This window comes from Amycolatopsis sp. NPDC102522 (genome assembly GCF_055584485.1).
Genome location: NZ_JBVJLY010000017.1, coordinates 161,935 through 178,064, shown reverse-complemented (window position 1 = coordinate 178,064; position 16,130 = coordinate 161,935). Strand labels below are relative to the sequence as shown.

The 16,130-nt window shown below is 68.9% G+C and carries 13 protein-coding genes; 6 read left to right on the top strand and 7 right to left on the bottom strand.

Annotated features, from left to right (window positions below; genetic code table 11):
- Window positions 1-371 precede the first annotated feature (371 nt).
- Window positions 372-992 (bottom strand): hypothetical protein, encoded by a 621-nt coding sequence (locus ACZ6YV_RS31705; RefSeq protein WP_465513114.1) that lies wholly within the window; start codon window positions 990-992, stop codon window positions 372-374.
- 237 nt (window positions 993-1,229) lie between these two features.
- Between ACZ6YV_RS31705 and ACZ6YV_RS31700 the strand changes: the two genes are divergently transcribed.
- Window positions 1,230-1,532 (top strand): hypothetical protein, encoded by a 303-nt coding sequence (locus ACZ6YV_RS31700; protein ID WP_465513109.1) that lies wholly within the window; start codon window positions 1,230-1,232, stop codon window positions 1,530-1,532.
- 24 nt (window positions 1,533-1,556) lie between these two features.
- On the opposite strand, the gene ACZ6YV_RS31695 is transcribed toward ACZ6YV_RS31700, so the two are convergent.
- Together ACZ6YV_RS31695 and ACZ6YV_RS31690 are read right to left on the bottom strand one after the other, a co-directional pair.
- Entirely contained in the window at window positions 1,557-2,057 is a 501-nt protein-coding gene (locus ACZ6YV_RS31695) for a GNAT family N-acetyltransferase (protein WP_465513108.1), read from the bottom strand.
- A 64-nt stretch (window positions 2,058-2,121) separates the two neighbouring features.
- Entirely contained in the window at window positions 2,122-4,797 is a 2,676-nt protein-coding gene (locus tag ACZ6YV_RS31690) for an ATP-binding protein (RefSeq protein ID WP_465513107.1), read from the bottom strand.
- Window positions 4,798-5,084: 287 nt separating this feature from the next.
- On the opposite strand from ACZ6YV_RS31690, the gene ACZ6YV_RS31685 reads away from it, so the two are divergent.
- The 4 genes from ACZ6YV_RS31685 to ACZ6YV_RS31670 are packed head-to-tail and all read left to right on the top strand — an operon-like array spanning window position 5,085 to window position 10,280.
- The gene (locus tag ACZ6YV_RS31685; protein ID WP_465513106.1) at window positions 5,085-6,680 is read left to right on the top strand and encodes a S8 family peptidase; all 1,596 of its coding nucleotides are present in this window, start codon (window positions 5,085-5,087) and stop codon (window positions 6,678-6,680) included.
- A complete protein-coding gene (locus ACZ6YV_RS31680) occupies window positions 6,677-7,261 on the top strand; it encodes an RNA polymerase sigma factor (RefSeq protein ID WP_465513105.1) in 585 nt (194 codons plus the stop codon). The genes ACZ6YV_RS31685 and ACZ6YV_RS31680 overlap by 4 nt, the downstream gene beginning before the upstream one ends.
- On the top strand, window positions 7,258-7,728 hold the full coding sequence (locus ACZ6YV_RS31675; RefSeq protein ID WP_465513104.1) for a hypothetical protein: 471 nt from the start codon (window positions 7,258-7,260) through the stop codon (window positions 7,726-7,728). Before ACZ6YV_RS31680 ends, ACZ6YV_RS31675 begins: the two co-directional genes overlap by 4 nt.
- Window positions 7,729-7,736: 8 nt before the next feature.
- Window positions 7,737-10,280: a CHAT domain-containing protein gene (locus ACZ6YV_RS31670; protein ID WP_465513103.1), complete on the top strand. Its 2,544-nt coding sequence runs from the start codon at window positions 7,737-7,739 to the stop codon at window positions 10,278-10,280.
- 16 nt (window positions 10,281-10,296) lie between these two features.
- Here ACZ6YV_RS31670 and ACZ6YV_RS31665 read toward each other — a convergent pair whose 3' ends face one another.
- Window positions 10,297-11,325, bottom strand: a complete 1,029-nt coding sequence (locus tag ACZ6YV_RS31665) for a sensor histidine kinase (RefSeq protein ID WP_465513102.1) — start codon at window positions 11,323-11,325, stop codon at window positions 10,297-10,299.
- A 17-nt stretch (window positions 11,326-11,342) separates the two neighbouring features.
- Window positions 11,343-12,002 (bottom strand): response regulator transcription factor, encoded by a 660-nt coding sequence (locus ACZ6YV_RS31660; RefSeq protein WP_465513101.1) that lies wholly within the window; start codon window positions 12,000-12,002, stop codon window positions 11,343-11,345.
- Window positions 12,003-12,102: 100 nt separating this feature from the next.
- Between ACZ6YV_RS31660 and mptB the strand changes: the two genes are divergently transcribed.
- On the top strand, window positions 12,103-13,581 hold the full coding sequence (gene mptB / locus ACZ6YV_RS31655; protein ID WP_465513100.1) for a polyprenol phosphomannose-dependent alpha 1,6 mannosyltransferase MptB: 1,479 nt from the start codon (window positions 12,103-12,105) through the stop codon (window positions 13,579-13,581).
- 117 nt (window positions 13,582-13,698) lie between these two features.
- On the opposite strand, the gene ACZ6YV_RS31650 is transcribed toward mptB, so the two are convergent.
- Window positions 13,699-14,568 (bottom strand): aminoglycoside phosphotransferase family protein, encoded by an 870-nt coding sequence (locus tag ACZ6YV_RS31650; RefSeq protein WP_465513099.1) that lies wholly within the window; start codon window positions 14,566-14,568, stop codon window positions 13,699-13,701.
- A gap of 280 nt (window positions 14,569-14,848) precedes the next feature.
- Complete coding sequence (locus ACZ6YV_RS31645) at window positions 14,849-16,081, bottom strand: cytochrome P450 family protein (RefSeq protein ID WP_465513098.1); 1,233 nt, start codon at window positions 16,079-16,081, stop codon at window positions 14,849-14,851.
- Window positions 16,082-16,130 lie beyond the last annotated feature (49 nt).

Genomic DNA, 16,130 nt, shown 5'->3' with positions numbered 1-16,130 from the left:
CCCGCAAAACACTGGAATGGCTTACACCCCAAGAGAAACTCAACATGCTACTGTCCTAAATAGAGCATGTTGCGACGACCGCATGAATCCGCCGCTCCTTCACTACCTTCAGGGTAGGTAAGGAGCCTTCACGGACCGGACCTGCGCTCAACCGCGGCCAGAATCCGGTAGGTAACTAAGACGCCTTTGGCTCTAGCCCGAGCCGCTCATGGCCGCGGTCGTGCGGGGGCCATGAGCGCATTCGCGGCAGCGTGTTGCGAAAGCCACTTTCGCAACGTTCAAGGTTGCGAAAGTGGCTTTCGCAACACGCGCTGGGAGTGAGTGCTGCGGCGAGGCGTCGGTCGGGGTGGTCGTGAGTGGCAAGTGTCGTTCTAACGACCCGAATCACTCACGACCACAATGCGGGCAAGGGCTGCGACGACCGCGACGGCATGGCGGGGCAGGTGCTGACCGGCCCAATCCGTTGCCAGCGCGAGGAAACTGGCGAGGTCCTGCTCGGCTTTACCGAGAAGGCGACGGAGATCGACGGCGGGCAGCTCGATCACCGGACTGTCGCGCTGTTCCGCGTCGACGGTCAGCCGGACGGTCTCGCCCAGACGTTCGGCCACCGGATCGGGATCGTGCCCGAATCCGACCTGTCCGCCGCCATCGAAGACCTGGTACCACTCGCGCCAGTCCTCCAGGCCGTTGCAGCAGCCCGGCAGAAGAGTCACGCCTGTGGCGCTGTCCGTCACCCGCAGCCCTCCTGCGGCGAAGAGCGTGTCGAAGGTGAGCAAGCCGTGCAGGAACGACCCCAACAGGTCGGCGGGACGGGGCGGGCGGTCGTTGTGTTCGGGGTCGATGTCGTTGTCCGCGACGAGGGACATCATCGCGGTCCCGACCTCCAGGGGCGTGAGCTCGCCGCTGAGCGCCAGATGGCCGAACGACTCGACCTCCGCGACTGGCCAGAGGGCGAAGCCGTCAGTCACGCGGACTTCCAGGACGGGCTGCATCGTGATCACCCGGCCAGTATCGCGCGACCCGTCCGTCAATTCTCCCGATTATTTGGTGAGCCCTCCTCCCGCGCGAATCCGAGACGCCCCAAGAGGCGGACTTCGCGGCCCGTTAGGCGAACTCTTCGAACCCGCTCGGCAGGCGCCGGAGCAATACAGTCCTCTTTGTGTCCTGATTGGACACATCGCCCGTACGGAGGGATGAACATGCGAAAGCTCGTTCGCAGGGTCGGCGGCATGGCCGTCGCTGCTTCAGTGACCGGCGGCATCATGGTCGCGGCCGCCTTGCCCGCTCAGGCAAGCTTCGTCACGCCGGTGTACGGAATGACCTGCGACACCGGTTACAGCTCGACCTACCAGGCGTGGGGAGTGTGCAACGCGCCCGGTCCGGCGAAGTGGAAGCTGAGGGTCGACTGCAAGTTCGGCGGCACATACGACACGATTTGGTATTACCCGCCGCAAAACCAGTGGTACCGGATCGACCACGACATCAGCTGCAACGTCGGCGTCAACTCCGTTTCCGTTGTCGAGGGGAGCTGACACTGTCGGCTCGCAACGCGGCGGTCAGCAGGCGATCTTCCGGTGGAAGCACACCCGATCGTGGCTGGGGCCGTCGTAGTCAGTGTGTACGGGGAGACCGTCGACCACCTGGTCTCCGGTTTCGAGGGTGAACTCCATGGCGCGGTGAAAGGCGATGGACCCGCTGTTGACTGGCGAGGTGATCGCGCGCACGTCCGTGCGACCTGCTTCGGCGGCACGCTGGAAGAAGGTCGTGTACAGGCGGCGGGCTGTCCCTTGTCCGCGAAGCCGCGGGTCCACCCCCACGAAATGGATGTACGCCTCCGCGTCGTTGTCGGCGGCGTAGAAGCCGACAAGGAAAGCCCTGATTCCGGTTTCGTCCTCCAGGACCAGGCTTGTACTGGAGAAGAACTGCAAGAACAGTTTGGGGAGCAGAAGGGAAAGTTCGCGAGCCTGCTCGGGTGTCCGTGAGTCGCCCCACCACTGTTGTACGCAGGTGACGATCTTGCCGTGGTCGGAGACGTGGGCTTGACGCAGTTCCGGCATGTGTTCCCTTTCAGAGCCGAGAGTCTTGGTACGACACCGTTTCTATCAGGAAGCCGCTGCCGTCTCAGTCACCTTGCCCGGAAGACGCGTCGTGGAGGCGCTGGCGGACCTCGGCGGCCCTGTTGGGGTAGCCGGTGTCGTCGTAGACAGCGACGGCCTCTTCCCAGCAGGCGATGGCTTCACCGGTGTTGCCGAGTTGATGGAGGCAGATAGCCAGGACGTCCAGCGGCTCGGCGATGGTTTCGTCGCGGTTGAGGGGTGTTTTGTGGCCGATGGCGATCGCGTCCCTGCACAGAGCGATCGCGGTGTCAGGAATACCCAGTTGACGCCACGCACGTGCCAAGTGCGTCAGGGCTGCCGCTTCGCCAACGATATCTCCGGCTTGGCGGCGTAGGCGCAGGCCACGTTCGGCATGATCGAGCGCGACCTGGATGCGGCCGAGGCCAAGGTGAGCGACGCTCAGATTTCCCTCCACCACAGCCTCCCAGCGTCTGGTCTCGAGTCCCCGGCTCAGTGGCAACGCCAAGTCGAGCCACCGCACCGCTTCATCGAACTTGCCCTGTCGGAGCAACAGCAGGCCATGGTCGTTGAGCCCGTACACCTGGAGCGGAGTGTCATCAATTTGCTCGGCCAATGCGGCTGCAAGATGGAGGTCGGTTTGGACCTGGTCCCACCAGGCTAGATAGCCGGCTATTTCCCCGCGGCCGAGCCGGAGGATCGCTTCCTGGGCACGGTTGCCTGCGCGGTTCGCGGCTGCTATCCCGGCGCCGTAGGCGTCGATCGCTTCGCGCGGGCTGCCTGCAGAGCCGAGGAATCGACAGGAGCGGGCGAGGAGGACGGTGTGGTGGTCGAGCCGGTGATCGACGGCCTGCTGGAGCGCGGCCAGAATGTTGGCGCGTTCGGTGGTGAGCCAGGCCCATGCCTCGTTGAGATCACCGAGGGCGTGCGGTTGGTCGGGTTCGGCTGTAGTAGGGATTGGCGAGGCCAAGGGGTAGAGGTGGTGGTCGGCGGTGCGGGTGGTGTGGGCGTACCAGGTCAGCATGGATTCCAGTGCCCGGTCCCGATCGTCCTCGGAGTCGTGGCGGCGCGCCTGGTCGGCGGCATAGGCCCTCAGCAAGTCGTGAAACCGGTACCGCCCACCGGCGGTGGGCTCGATCAGGTGCGCGTCGGCCAGGGCGGCGAGCAGAGGGCGAGCAGAAGCGGGCGAAAGCTCGGCGAGCGAGGCGGCGGCGGGCAGGGATAGGTCTGGTCCGGGGTGCAGCCCGAGGCGCCGGAACAGTCGCGCCTGCTCGGGCGGGAGTCGCCGGTAGGACCAGCCGAACACCGCCCGGACGGCTGCCTGCTCATCACCGAAATCGCTGAGGACGTCGAGCCGGGTGCTGTCGTCGGCCAGTTCGGCGACGACCTCGGTGACCGTCAGAAAAGAGTGGGCGGCTACACGGCTGGCCGCGACCCGCAGTGCCAGCGGCAACCGCGCGCACAGCCGGACCAGTTCGCCGATCGCGTCCGGTTCGGTGGCCGCCCGTTCGGCGCCGAGGATGCCGGTGACCAGGTCGAGCGCTTCCGGTTCGGTCAGCAGGTCGAGGGTGAGGCGGTGAGCGGCGTCGGTGACGACGAGGCCGGTCAGGCTGTCGCGGCTGGTGACCACCACCATGCACCCGGCGGTGCCGGGCAGGAGGGGCCGGATCTGCTCGGCGCTGTGGGCGTTGTCGAGGACGAGCAGCGTGCGTTTGCCCGCGAGCAGCGACCGCAGCAGCGCCGCCTGCGCGTCGACGTCGGCGGGGATCGCGCGGGCCGCGACTCCCAAGGCCCGGAGGAACCCGCTGAGGGCTTCACCGGGAGTGACGGGGACTCCGGGGCCGTAGCCGCGCAGGTTGACGTGCAGGGTGCCGTCGGGGAACCGGTCCTGGATCCGGTGGGCCCAGTGCAACGCGAGAGTGGTCTTGCCCATGCCGCCCGCGCCGTCGACCGCCGTGATCACCACCGACTGCGGCCGCCCGTCGTGCTGGTCGGGGCCGGGCGGGATCAGCGCGTCGAGCGCGGCCAGATGCTCGGCCCGCCCGGTGAAGTCCCGCACTGATCCCGGAAGCTGCCGGGGCACCACCCTCCCCGAACCCGCGCGCGGACGCCCCGCCCCGGCACTCGAGTCGGCCGGATAGGGGTGATCGGGCAGGGTGATCCAGCCGGTCGTCGCGATCTCTTTGACGTCGACAGGTACCGGCCGCCAGGTCGCGGGCGCGGCGCCGGGGGTGTGGCGCACGACGTCGTCGAACAGCCAGTCCGACGCGATCACCGCCAGCACCCCGGGCGACGCGGCGAGCGCGGTCTTCAGCGACGGCGCGTCGCACAGCCGGAACGTCAGCGTCAACGACGACGATGTGACACCATGCTCGTCGTAGCCGACCTCCCCGGCATGCAACGCGACCCGCAACCGGATCCGCTGCGCCTCCGGGTGAGTGTCGTTGTGCACCCGTAGCCGGGTCACCAGCACCGGCAGCGCCGCCTCCACGAAGGCCGCCTTGTCCACTTCGCCCGGCACCAGCACGAACAGCGCGTCTCCACGGTCCTCCCGATAGCAGCTCGCCCACGCCGTCCCCGTCGCGGCGAACACCGTCTCCATGACGTCGTAGAGACCGTCGCGCACAGCCCGCTGATGCGGTCCCGTCCGCCGCCGATCCCCGAACCCCTCCACGTCGGCCACCACGATCAAGTGATGCCGCGAACCCCGCCCCTCGATCATCGCCGCTCCCCTCCCGGCCCCGCCGGACAGCAAGACACGACAAGGGTCTCAAGAACCGTCGGTCAGGGATAAGTGTTGCGAGGCGAGCGCCGGGTTCTTCGAAATATTTTCGAAGCGGAAAGCATTCGCGGTTCGACGAATTCTTTGCGGTGACTGATGATTTGTTGTCAGAACTTGCCTGCGCGGTTGAATTTCGTTACCCGGTTGAGATAGCCGTTTTGTATCCGTATCCAGCACTTCCGCGACCTCAGTCACATGGTCCGCAGCGCTGTGAGAGGGAGGCCGTGATGGTGGTCAGGTTCGTCTCGCCCGACCCGAACGCATACCCCGTATCGGACACCGTCGAGGAGGCTTACCTGCCACCTGTTCCTCCGGAACTGCTCGAACGTCACGGCGCCCGGGTGCTGAAACCCGCCGACGCGCTCGTCGTCGCCGGGTGGCCATCGGAACGGTCGAGCAGGTTCTTGCCCGCGGTCTATCGCGCGAACGTCCTCGTGATCCCCGCGGACGCGTGGAACGACGGCCCCACCCGCGCCGGTATCGAAGCCGTCCTCAGGGAGATGGGCCTGCGGGCCGTCACTTCCGGCGGCGAGTCGCGCCCGGCGGGTGCGCCGGTCGCGCTCGCCTTGGGGCTCGACAAGGGAGTGACCGCGCGGACCATCGACGCGTGGGAGGCGCTGCAGCGTCTGCGCGCGGCCTCCGCCGGCGGCAGGGCGGCGCTCGACCCGGCCACCGTGCGACGGTTTTCCCTGGACCATCTCCTGTTCACCGGGGTGGGCCTGACCGGCGTTCCGTGGGACGTCACCTCGCTGGGCGGGCGCGTCAGCGGTGGCCGGGCGGGGGTCCGGTCGCGGATCCCCGTGTCCCTGCCCGGACCCGCGCCGGCGCGCCCCTCGCTGCCGCGCCGTCCCACGGTGCTGGTTCCCGATTCCGGCACCGGCCCCCACCCCTGGCTCGACGTCTACGACCCTTCGCGAGGAGGGCAGCCCGCCGACGAGTTCATCGTGGTCGCACCGGACATCCAGGCCGCGATCCTCGAGAACGAGAGGCTGCTGGCGGTGACGGCGCCGACGGAGTTCCTCGCCGACCATCGCGACGGGCCGATGGCGACGGACGCGCTGATCGGCGAGGTCGCCGCGGACGCCGGCCACGGCACCTTCATCGCCGGTGTCATCCGGCAGGCGGCGCCGCGGGCGAAGGTGCTCGCGGTCAGGATCGTGCACACCGACGGTGTCGCCTATCTGTCGGACACCCTGCTCATGCTGCACAAGGCGCTGGACCGGGTCCGTGCGGCGCAGAAGAAACCCGGCGACCCGAGTCTCATGATCGACGTCATCTCGTTCTCCATCGGATACTTCGAGGAGTGGCCCGCGGCCTCGCAGTACACCTCGCAGCTCGCCGAGGTCATCGGCAAGCTGACCGAACGCGGCGTGGTGGTCGTCGCCGCGGCAGGCAACAGCGCGACGACACGCGAGTTCTTCCCCGCGGCGCTTTCCACCCGCCCGCTGGGAAAGGGGCCGCGGGTGGTCGGTGTCGGCGCGCTGAATCCCGACGGCAGCAAGGCTTTGTTCTCCAACGAAGGTGCCTATGTGTCCTGCTGGGCCGACGGCGTCTGCGTGGTGAGCACTCATCCGACGGACATCGACGGCTCGGAGACCCCGGATCACCACGTGCCAGCGCTGGGCCGGAAGGGGTTCGATCCGGACTGTTTCTCGAGCGGGTTCGCGATCTGGGACGGGACCTCCTTCGCCGCTCCGCTGGCCGCCTCGGCGGTGCTCAACGCACTGATCCGGGCCTCGGAGCAGGAGGAATCGCAGCTCGCGGCCTGCACGCGAGGCGCCACGCGCAAGAGGGCCGAAGCGGCTTTGGAACTACTCCGATGAGCGCGTCGTCCGGCTCACTCGACTTCGAACATCTCGCGGCACTGCTCAAATCCGCCCAGGACGGCGACAGGGAGGCCTTGAACGGGCTGATCGAGATCCTCACCCCGTTGCTGTGGCACGTCGCGAGAGCGCAGGGGATCGACAGGGAGAGCGCTTCCGACGTCGTCCAGACGTCCTGGCTGAACCTTCTCGGTTCCCTCCATGAGATCCACAGCCCGGCGGGCCTGACGGCCTGGCTGATCACGGTGACCAAACGGGAGACCTGGCGGGCGCGGACCCGGCACCGGGCCGAGAGCCCGCCGGACGACGCCTTCCTGGAGTCGGTGTCCGCACCCGGCCCGCGTCCGGACGAGGAGGCGGTCACCGCCGATCAGCGGCGGCGTTTGTGGGCGGCGGTGAACAAGCTGCCCGAACGGTGCCGGACGTTGCTCCGCATCGTTGCCTTCGTGCACCGCCCGGACTACGAAGAGATCGGCTCGGCGCTCGGCATCAAACGAGGCAGTGTCGGGCCGACGCGAAGCCGTTGCCTGACCCGGCTCAGACAGATCCTGACCACCTCCCACGGCGAGGAGTGGAGATGAACGGCATCAACGACGGGTGGATCGACGAACTGGACCGGACGCTCCTCCGGCAAGTACGCGAGCTGTGGGACGAGGCCGATCCGGTACCGGCGACCCTCGTGGAACAGATCCAGTTCGCCATCGGGCTCGAAGACGTCGAACTGGAGGTCTTCCGGCTGGCCGAGACCGGAGGGATACCCGCCGCCAGAGGGGACGAGCGCAGCACCCTGCTCACCTTCGAATGCAGCAGCCTCACGATCATGGTCAGCGTCGGCGCCCGCAACGACGGCACGGTCCGGCTCGACGGGTGGATCCAGCCGCCGGCCGCGCTGCTCGTCGAGGTCAGGACGTCGTCCGGCTCGATCACGGTCAGCTCCGACGAGGAGGGGCGCTTCGCCGCAGACAGGGTGAGCCGGGGCATGGTGCAGCTGATCGTCCGGCCGCCGGGGGAATGCCGGACGATCAGCACCCCGGCGATGGAACTCTAGGCCCGGTCGTGGCGCCGGAGCACCGGTCGCCGAAGGACATCGGCGAGCACGCGCGGGAGCTGCACCGCAAGGGGATCGACGCGACCAACAGCGGGCATCCCGTTCGCGGGGCACGCCTGCTTCGCGCCGCGTTGAGACTGCTGGATCGGCGCGCGCCCGCCGACGGCACCCTCGTCGCGAGGGTGCTGAGCACGCTCGGCGGTGTCGAGGTCGTGCTCGGCAACAGCGACCACGGCTTCGAGCTGCTGGATGCCGCCGAGGAGATGCCCCTCGCCCCCGGCGACCGCGGAGCCCTCCGCCAGCAGCGCGGGCTGGCCCTGATCCTGGTCGGCCGGATGACCGACGCGCTCGCCTGCTTCGACGACGCCATCCCGTTGCTGAGACGGTCCGGCGAGCCGGTGGCCCTGGCCAGGGCGCTGCTGAACCGCGCGCTGCTGCACCAGACCGCGGGCCGGGTCCGCCTCGCTCTCGCCGACCTCGACGCTTGCGCCGAAATCGCGAGAGCGCACGGTGCCGTCGACGGACTTCCCCGCACACTGGCGAAAGCGCTCCAAGGGCGGGGACAGGCGAAGGTGCTCACCGGGGACATTCCCGGCGCCCTTCGCGATTTCAGCGCGGCGGCCGAGGTCTACGCGGAACATGGCGAGGGCATGCTGGCCCCGCTCGCGGTGGACAAGGGACGAGCTCTGCTCGCGGCGGGCTTGCCGAGCGAAGCGGCCGCCGAACTCGATCTGGCGCTCGCCCGCTTCCCGCGGCTCCGGATGGATCAGGAGCACGCCGAAGCCGAGCTCACCAGGGCGCGAGCCGCCTTGGCGGCCGGGGACCTGGCGGGCGCTCGACGGTGGGCGGGCCGAGCGCGACGCCGATTTCGCCGACGGGGCAACGACACCTGGGCCGAAGTCGCCGCGCTTACCTTGCTGCGGGCCGACTTCACGGCCGGTGGCCGGATGAAGCCGGTGGCGGTGGACGCGGCGGAACTGGCTACCCGGCTCACGCGGCTGGGGCTCCGCAACGACGCGGAGACGGCGAAACTCCTGGCGGCGAGGGCGAATATCGCCCACGCCGAGCCGGATGCCGCTCGCGCCGCGCTGGAAGACCGTGCCCTGCCTGGTGGCCCGCTGGCGAACCGGCTGCTCCGGCACCTCGCCCGGGCCGAGCTCGCGTGGTCGACAGGGGACCGGCGGGCGACCTTGGCCCAGGCGCGGGCCGGTTTGAAAGCGCTGGAGGCCTATCGAAACGGGTTCGGGAGCCTCGACCTGCGAACCGGTGTGGCGTCACTCGGCCGCGACCTGGCCAAGACCGGCCTGACAGCGGCATGGGCGACAGGTTCGCCGGAAGTCGTCTTCCGCTGGCTCGAGCGCTCACGTGCCCAGGCCTTCGGGATCCAGCAGGTCCACCGGCCCGACGGGGAATCCGCCGACGCCGTCGCCGAACTGCGCCAGCTCGCCGGTGAGATCCGCGCCGCGGAACTCGACGGCACTTCGGCCGCGGAGGCGCGCCGCCGGTGCACCGAACTGGAGCGCCGGATCAGGGCGCGAGGCTGGGAAGCCGAGGGTTCCGCCCTCCAGGTGTCCAGGGCGACCTACCGCGGCGTACGCGAGGAACTGTCCAAAAGGGACAGTGTGCTGATCGGATTCCTCGCCGACAAGGACAGATTCCGCGCGATGGTGATCGACGGCCGGCGCGCGTCGCTGATCGACCTCGGCGATGCGACCGTGGTGTCCGAAGCGCTCATGCGCCTGCAGAGCGATCTGAACGCGGTCTGTGGCCGGACGTTGCCGCCCGCGCTGGAGCAGGTCATCCGGGCTTCGGTGCGTCGCCAGGTCGGTGTGCTCGCCCAGGAGCTGATCACACCGCTGCTGCCGGAACTGGGGGACGCCGACGTGGTGGTGGTACCCACGGGAGTGCTTTCGATCGTGCCGTGGGGCCTCCTCGGCCCGCTCCGCGGCCGACCGGTGACCGTCGCACCGTCGCCTTCCGCGTGGCTCGCCCTCAGCGCGGCGCCCGCGCGCGAGACTTCGGACCGCGCGGCGATGCTGGCTGTCGCCGGTCCCGGCCTCGAACACGCCGCGAGCGAGGCGGGGCGCGTCGCGAAGGTCTATCCTCGCGCGGAAGTGCTGGCCGGGAACGACGCCACGATCGAGGCGACGTCGAAGGCGCTGGCCGAATACGATTCGGTGCATCTGGCCGCGCACGGACATCACGAGCAGGAGAACGTGCTCTTCTCCCGGCTCGACCTCGCCGACGGCCCGCTGATGGCCTACGACGTCCAGCTGCTCGAGTCCGTCCCGGCGCACGTCGTCCTTTCCGCCTGCGACATCGGTCAGGCGGTGGTCCGCCCCGGTGACGAGATCCTCGGGTTCACCGCGGCGTTGCTCTACAGCGGGAGCAGAACCGTGATCTCCAGCGTCGCCAGGGTCGACGACGGCGCTGTCGTCCAGGTCATGGAGTCCTACCATCGTGCGCTGGCGCGAGGGACGGTACCCGCCAGGGCACTGGCCGACGCGACCTGTGGCGAAGTGCTGATGCCGTTGGTCTGCTTCGGCCAGTGACCCCGTGCCTGCCGGATCAGGGCAGGACCACGTCCACCCGCAGGCCGCCGTCTTCGCCGGGAACGGCGGTCACCCGGCCGTCGTGCGCGGTGGCGATCGAGTGCACTATGGACAGTCCGAGACCGGCGCCGTCGCGGTGGTTCGTGCGGTCGGCGGTCAGCCTGCGGAACGGCTGGAACAGCGTGTCGACCGACTCGGCCGGCACGCGCTCGCCGGAATTGCGCACGCTCAAGGCGGGTTCACCGCCGACGGTCACTTCGATCCAGCCGCCCGGCCGGTTGTACTTGATCGCGTTGTGCACCAGGTTGGCGATCAGCCGCTCCAGCAGGACGGTCTCGCCGGACACGGTCCGTTCGGCGATTTCACGGCGTACGATGAGTTCGCGCTCGGCCAGCCGCTCGTCGAACCGGGCGAGCACCGAGTCCACCAGTTCGTCCAGCCGCACCGGCACGGTGCCGGGCAGCCCGCGATCCGCCTCGGCCAGTACGAGCAGTCCCTCGATCAGCTGCTCGTTGCGCTCGTTGACCACCAGCAGCTGCGCCGCCAGCCGCCGCACGTCGTCGCCCCCACCGGTGACCATCGCGACCTCGGCGAGCGTCCGTTGCACAGCGAGCGGCGTCCGCAGCTCATGCGACGCGTTCGCCGCGAATCGGCGCTGCCCCTCGAAACCGACGGCCATCCGGTCGAGCATCCTGTTCACCGCGGCGGCCAGCGCCCGCACTTCGCCGTCGGTCTGCTCCAGCCGCATGCGCTGGCCGAGGTTCTGCGGCCCCAGCTGCTCGACGGTGGCGGTGAGATCAGGCAACGGCCGCAGCACCCAGGCGGCCACCGGCCGCCGCAGCAGGATCACGAGCACGAGCGCCGCGACGAGCGGCAGCGTCCACAAGAGCCCGCCCGCCGTGTCGGCGCAGCCGGTGCCCCGCGGGCAAAAGCTGCGGTCCGCGAACGTCCCGAGCACCATGCCCGCCGCCTTGGCGAGCGGGTAGGCGAGCAGCACGAGGACGATCAGCGCGCCGAGGAGGACCAGCTCGACGCGGCCGCGCACCGACGCGAGCGCCCGCTTCAGGTACCCAGCCGGTAGCCCGCCCCGGACACGGTGTGGATCACCTGCGGTGTCCCGAGCTTCTTCCGCAACGTCATCACCGTGACCCGCACCGTGTTCGTGAACGGATCGGCGTGTTCGTCCCATGCCTTCTCCAGCAATTCTTCCGGGCTGACTACCCGTCCTTCGGCGCGCAACAGCACCTCGAGGACGGCGAACTCCTTGGGGGACAGGGACAACAGCCGACCGTCACGGGACGCGAACCGTCTCGCCGGGTCTAGCTCGACACCGGCTCTGTCGAGCACCGGCGGCAACGCCGGACGGGCTCGCCGGGCCAGCGCGTGCACCCGGGCGACGAGTTCGGCGAACGCGAACGGCTTGGTGAGGTAATCGTCCGCGCCGAGGCCGAGCCCGTCGACGCGGTCGCGGATGCCCGCCGCGGCCGTGAGCATCAGCACGCGGGTCTCTCCGTCACCTTCGGCGATCTTCCGGCACACCTCGTCGCCGTGCACCAGCGGCAGGTCGCGGTCGAGCAGTACGACGTCGTACCGGTGGACGGCGACACGTTCGAGCGCGGCGTCGCCGTCGTAGCAGACATCCACCGCCATGCCCAGGTGCCGCAGGCCTTCGGTGATGGAATCCGCCAGCATCCGCTCGTCTTCGGCCACGAGTACGCGCATCAACCATTCTCCACGATCCACAGTAGAACGCCGGACGGATAAAGAACCGATAAAAGCCGATCTTAACGGCCCGAGAGCACCGGCCGGTTAGACCTGCCGCATGATCTTCATCGGAAGGAACGCGGCCACCGTGGGATTGGCCGGGTCCCTGCTGGTCTCGTTCGGCGCGTTCGGGGCGGGGGCGACGCTGCGGGCCGATCCCGCCCCGTCCGGGCACGTCCGGACGCTCGCCACCGCTGTGCTGTACCTGGGTCTCGCCCTGCTTCTGGCGGCTTGGGTCCGGTTAGGACACTCGACGCGTGCGGGCCGGACGAGTGCCCGCGAGGTCACGCGGGCGACCTGGCTGTGGTGTGTACCGCTGCTGTGCGCGCCGCCGTTGTTCAGCACAGATCTGTACACCTACCTGGCTCAGGGTGCGGTGGCGCAGGCCGGTCTCGACCCGTACACGCACGTTCCCGCCGAGGTTCCCGGCCCGATCACCGACAACGCCGTGGGCGGGTGGTCGTACATTTCGTCGCCGTACGGGCCGCTGCAGATCCTGATCGTGAAGAGCGTGCTCGCCTTGACCGGCGAGAATCTGGTCGTCGGTACTTTCCTGACGCGGCTGGCGATGGCGGCAGGGTTGGCGTTGCTCTGTGCCGCTTTGCCCGTCCTGTGCCGGCATCTCGGTGCCCGGCCGGAACGCGCGCTGTGGATGACGACGGCGAATCCGCTGATGGTGCTGTGCGTGGTTTCGGGCGGGCACAACGACTTGCTGATGGCCGGGCTGCTCGCGGCCGGCGCGGCGCTCGTGCTCACCCCTGCGCCCGGGACGGGGTTCGCGCTGGTCGCGCTGGCCGCCGCGGTGAAGGCTCCCGCGGCTGTGGCGTTGCCGTTCCTGGTGTGGGTTTGGGCGGCACGGCGATCGGCTTCGCCGCGTGGCTTCTTCTTCGTGTCCGCGGCGGCTGTGTCCATTGTGGTCGGCACGTTCGGGCTGTGCTCCGTCGTCGCCGGGGTCGATCTCGGCTGGATTCGGGCGCTGAGCGGAAATTCGATGCTGGAACCCTGGCTGTCGATCCCGACCGCGCTCGGGAAGATCGGCCAGGCGTTGTCGCCCGGCTCCGTGGATGCCGTCGCGGCGTGCCGGATCGCCGGCTGGGTCGTCCTCGCCGGTCTGGTGACATGGCTGTGGTGGCGTTCACGGGCGGGTGGCGCGGCCGCGGTGCGCGGGGCGGCGTTGGCGCTGCTGGCGGTGGTGGTGCTGGCCCCGGTGGCGTTTCCCTGGTACTTCACCTGGCCGCTGGTGCTCGGGGCGGCGGTCGCGTGGCCGATCCGCTATGTCGCGGTCGCGGCCGCCGCCTCGACGTGGCTCGTGGTGAGCACCCACCCCGACGGGGCGACCCTGCTGCCGCCGTGGGGATTCGGGGTGCTCGCGGTGGTGTCGGCGGGCGTCGGTGTGCTGACCGCATGGGGAGATTCGCGCGTTCTGTGGTGGCGATGGGTCACTCGCGCCGGACTTCCCGTTGTGCGGTGGCGTGGAGGCTGCTCAGCAGCGCGAGGGCGTGGGCGCTGGGCGTGGCGGGTTCGGCCTGGTAGATGATCAGCCCGGGGCGTTGTCGGACACTGCGAAGCAACTCGCGGAATTCCAGCACGTCACCACACTGGTGTTCGTGGAACGTCCTGATTCCGGCTGAACCGCTTGCCTCGCAAGAGATGGTCAGCCGGCGAGGGCCTGGGTGACCTGGCGGGCGGTCTGTGCGGCGACGCGGGGATTGACGGCGGCGTAGGAGAGGTAGGCGTTCAAACCGGTGGCCAGGGCCCAGCCACGTCCGCGAGTCCAAGTGGCGTCGTCCACGTCGAGGGCGGCGCGGAAGGTGGCTCGTGTTTCGGCCGACATGAGGGTGAAGGCGATGATCAGGTCGCAAGCCGGATCGCCGATCCCCAGCTCGCCGAAGTCGATGACCGCGCTCAGGCGGCCGCCGGTCGTCAACAGGTTGCCGGTATGGAAATCGCCGTGGAACCAGACCGGTGGACGGTCCCATCCGGGAGCGGCGAGCGCAGCGTCCCACAGCTCGCTCATCGCTTCGGTGTCGAAGGTTTCGCCGGTTTGTGCGATGGCGGATCGTGTCGCCGTGTCCCGTGCGGCCAGCGGCCCGCCGGTGAGATCCTCGGTCGTATCGGTGTCGAACCGATGGAGTGCGGTCAGGAACTCGGCCAGCGCACCGGCGGCCTCGTGCGAGCCGGAAAGGGCGTCGACGGTCGCCACCTCGCCGTCCAGCCAGCGCGACACCGCCCACGGCCACGGATAGCCGAAGTCCGGTTCTCCCACCTCCACCGGCACGGGAACGGTCAGTGGCAGGTGCGGGGCGAGCCGGGGCAGCCACTCGGCTTCCTTCCTCGCCTGCTTGATCGCGCCGCTGTGGCGGGGCAGCCGAACGGACAGTTCCTCGCCCAGCCGGTAGATCACATGGTCCGACCCGGCCGGGGTGAACGGAATCAGCGGCAACTCGGCCCATCGAGGGAACTGTGTGTCGACCAGTCGCCTTGCCAGCTCGGCATCGATTGCCGGGGTTGTCTCGGCGGTCAAGAACAGCTCCTGTAGGTCGTAGCGGTTAGGTGAGGGAGGGTTTCATGTCCCTCGTCCTTCGCTCAACCAGTTTGATTTCCGCTGCCCGCCTCGGCCAAGGACAAGTTCGTGAAACGGTGCGAGCAAAGATGAGGGCGCGAGGTGTCACTCAGGGTGAGGGGTGTGTGGAAATAGGGACGCTCAACGTCCCTATTTCCACACACCCCTCAAACCCGGCCGTCGTGACCGGCCCGGCCACGTTTGCCTTGGCCCAACCGAATCTCCGGCGCGACACCCCTCGCTAGGCAGCGTCCGGACGAGGTCCGTGCAGCAACACCGGCAGCACGCGATGCCCGTTGGAAATAAAGGAGTCGAGAGGCCGCAGAGCGTCCGGTGAGGTCGCGAGTGTCATGTCCGGGAACCGTTCGAACAGGGCGGGCAAGGCGATCGCCGCTTCCATTCGAGCCAGCGGCGCGCCGAGACAGTGGTGCACCCCGAACCCGAACGCGACATGCGACTTGTCGGTGCGGGCGACGTCGAACGCGTCGGCGTCCTGGCCGTGCAGCGCCGGGTCCCGGCCGGCGGCGGCATAGCCTGCCAAAATCGCGTCACCCTGCCGGATGACCATGTCTGCGAGAGGGATGTCCTCGACGGCGTAGCGCAGGGGCAGGTGTGCCACCGGCGCCTGCCAGCGCAGCGTCTCCTCGATCGCGTCGGGCCAGGAGATCCGCCCGGCGCGGATCTCGGCGAGCTGGTCGGGATGGGTCAGTAGCGCGATGATGGCCTGGTCGAGGAGGTTCACGGTGGTTTCGTGGCCTGCCGAGATGAACAGGATCAGGGTGTCGATCAGTTCGGTTTCGTCCAGCCGGGCGCCGTCGTCCTGGCTCTGCGCGGCGATGAGCGCGGTGGTGAGGTCTTCGCCGGGGGCCGACCGCTTGGCGGCGACGAGTTCGGTGAAGATCGAATGGATTTCCTGGTACGCGGCCAGCATCGTCTCTTGGCTCGCCGAGGTCTGGAAGAAGGTGTCGACAGCCTTGCGCAGCGTGGCGCGGGCCGAGTCCGGTACCCCGAACAGCTGGCAGATCACCTCGATGGGGACCGGGTAGGCGAAGCTCTCCCGCAGGTCAACGGGTTTGCCTGCGGGCAAGGCCGCCATGTCGTCCAGCAGGCCGGTCACGATCCGGGTGATCCAGGGTTGCAGAGTGGCGATCCGGCGCGCGGTGAACGCCTGCGCCACGAGTGAGCGCAGCCGTTTGTGGTCGGCGCCGTACGCGGTGAACATGTTCCGCACCGAAACCCACACGAGCAACGGCCAGTCCGCGCTGATGTCGGCGAGTGCCGGCCAGTGTTGCCGCGCGTCCTTGGAGACGCGGGGGTCGTTGAGCAGGCCACGCAACAGTTCGTAGCTCGTCACCGACCAGGCCACCACGCCGCCCGGCAGTTCGACCTGGGTGATCGGGCCACGTTCGCGCAGCCGTTCGTTCTCGGCGTGGATGTCGTGACCGTTCGGGTCCAGCACCAGCGGACGTGTCACCGGAGATCCCCCTTTTCGGCGATTGGGCCGAGTCCAGCGTGCCAGCCGT

Coding starts and splice junctions, on each gene's coding strand:
- ACZ6YV_RS31705 (WP_465513114.1), bottom strand. CDS start 992: ATGCAGCCCGTCCTGGAAGTCCGCGTGACTGACGGCTTCGCCCTCTGG.
- ACZ6YV_RS31700 (WP_465513109.1), top strand. CDS start 1,230: ATGGCCGTCGCTGCTTCAGTGACCGGCGGCATCATGGTCGCGGCCGCC.
- ACZ6YV_RS31695 (WP_465513108.1), bottom strand. CDS start 2,057: ATGCCGGAACTGCGTCAAGCCCACGTCTCCGACCACGGCAAGATCGTC.
- ACZ6YV_RS31690 (WP_465513107.1), bottom strand. CDS start 4,797: ATGATCGAGGGGCGGGGTTCGCGGCATCACTTGATCGTGGTGGCCGAC.
- ACZ6YV_RS31685 (WP_465513106.1), top strand. CDS start 5,085: ATGGTGGTCAGGTTCGTCTCGCCCGACCCGAACGCATACCCCGTATCG.
- ACZ6YV_RS31680 (WP_465513105.1), top strand. CDS start 6,677: ATGAGCGCGTCGTCCGGCTCACTCGACTTCGAACATCTCGCGGCACTG.
- ACZ6YV_RS31675 (WP_465513104.1), top strand. CDS start 7,258: ATGAACGGCATCAACGACGGGTGGATCGACGAACTGGACCGGACGCTC.
- ACZ6YV_RS31660 (WP_465513101.1), bottom strand. CDS start 12,002: ATGCGCGTACTCGTGGCCGAAGACGAGCGGATGCTGGCGGATTCCATC.
- mptB (WP_465513100.1), top strand. CDS start 12,103: ATGATCTTCATCGGAAGGAACGCGGCCACCGTGGGATTGGCCGGGTCC.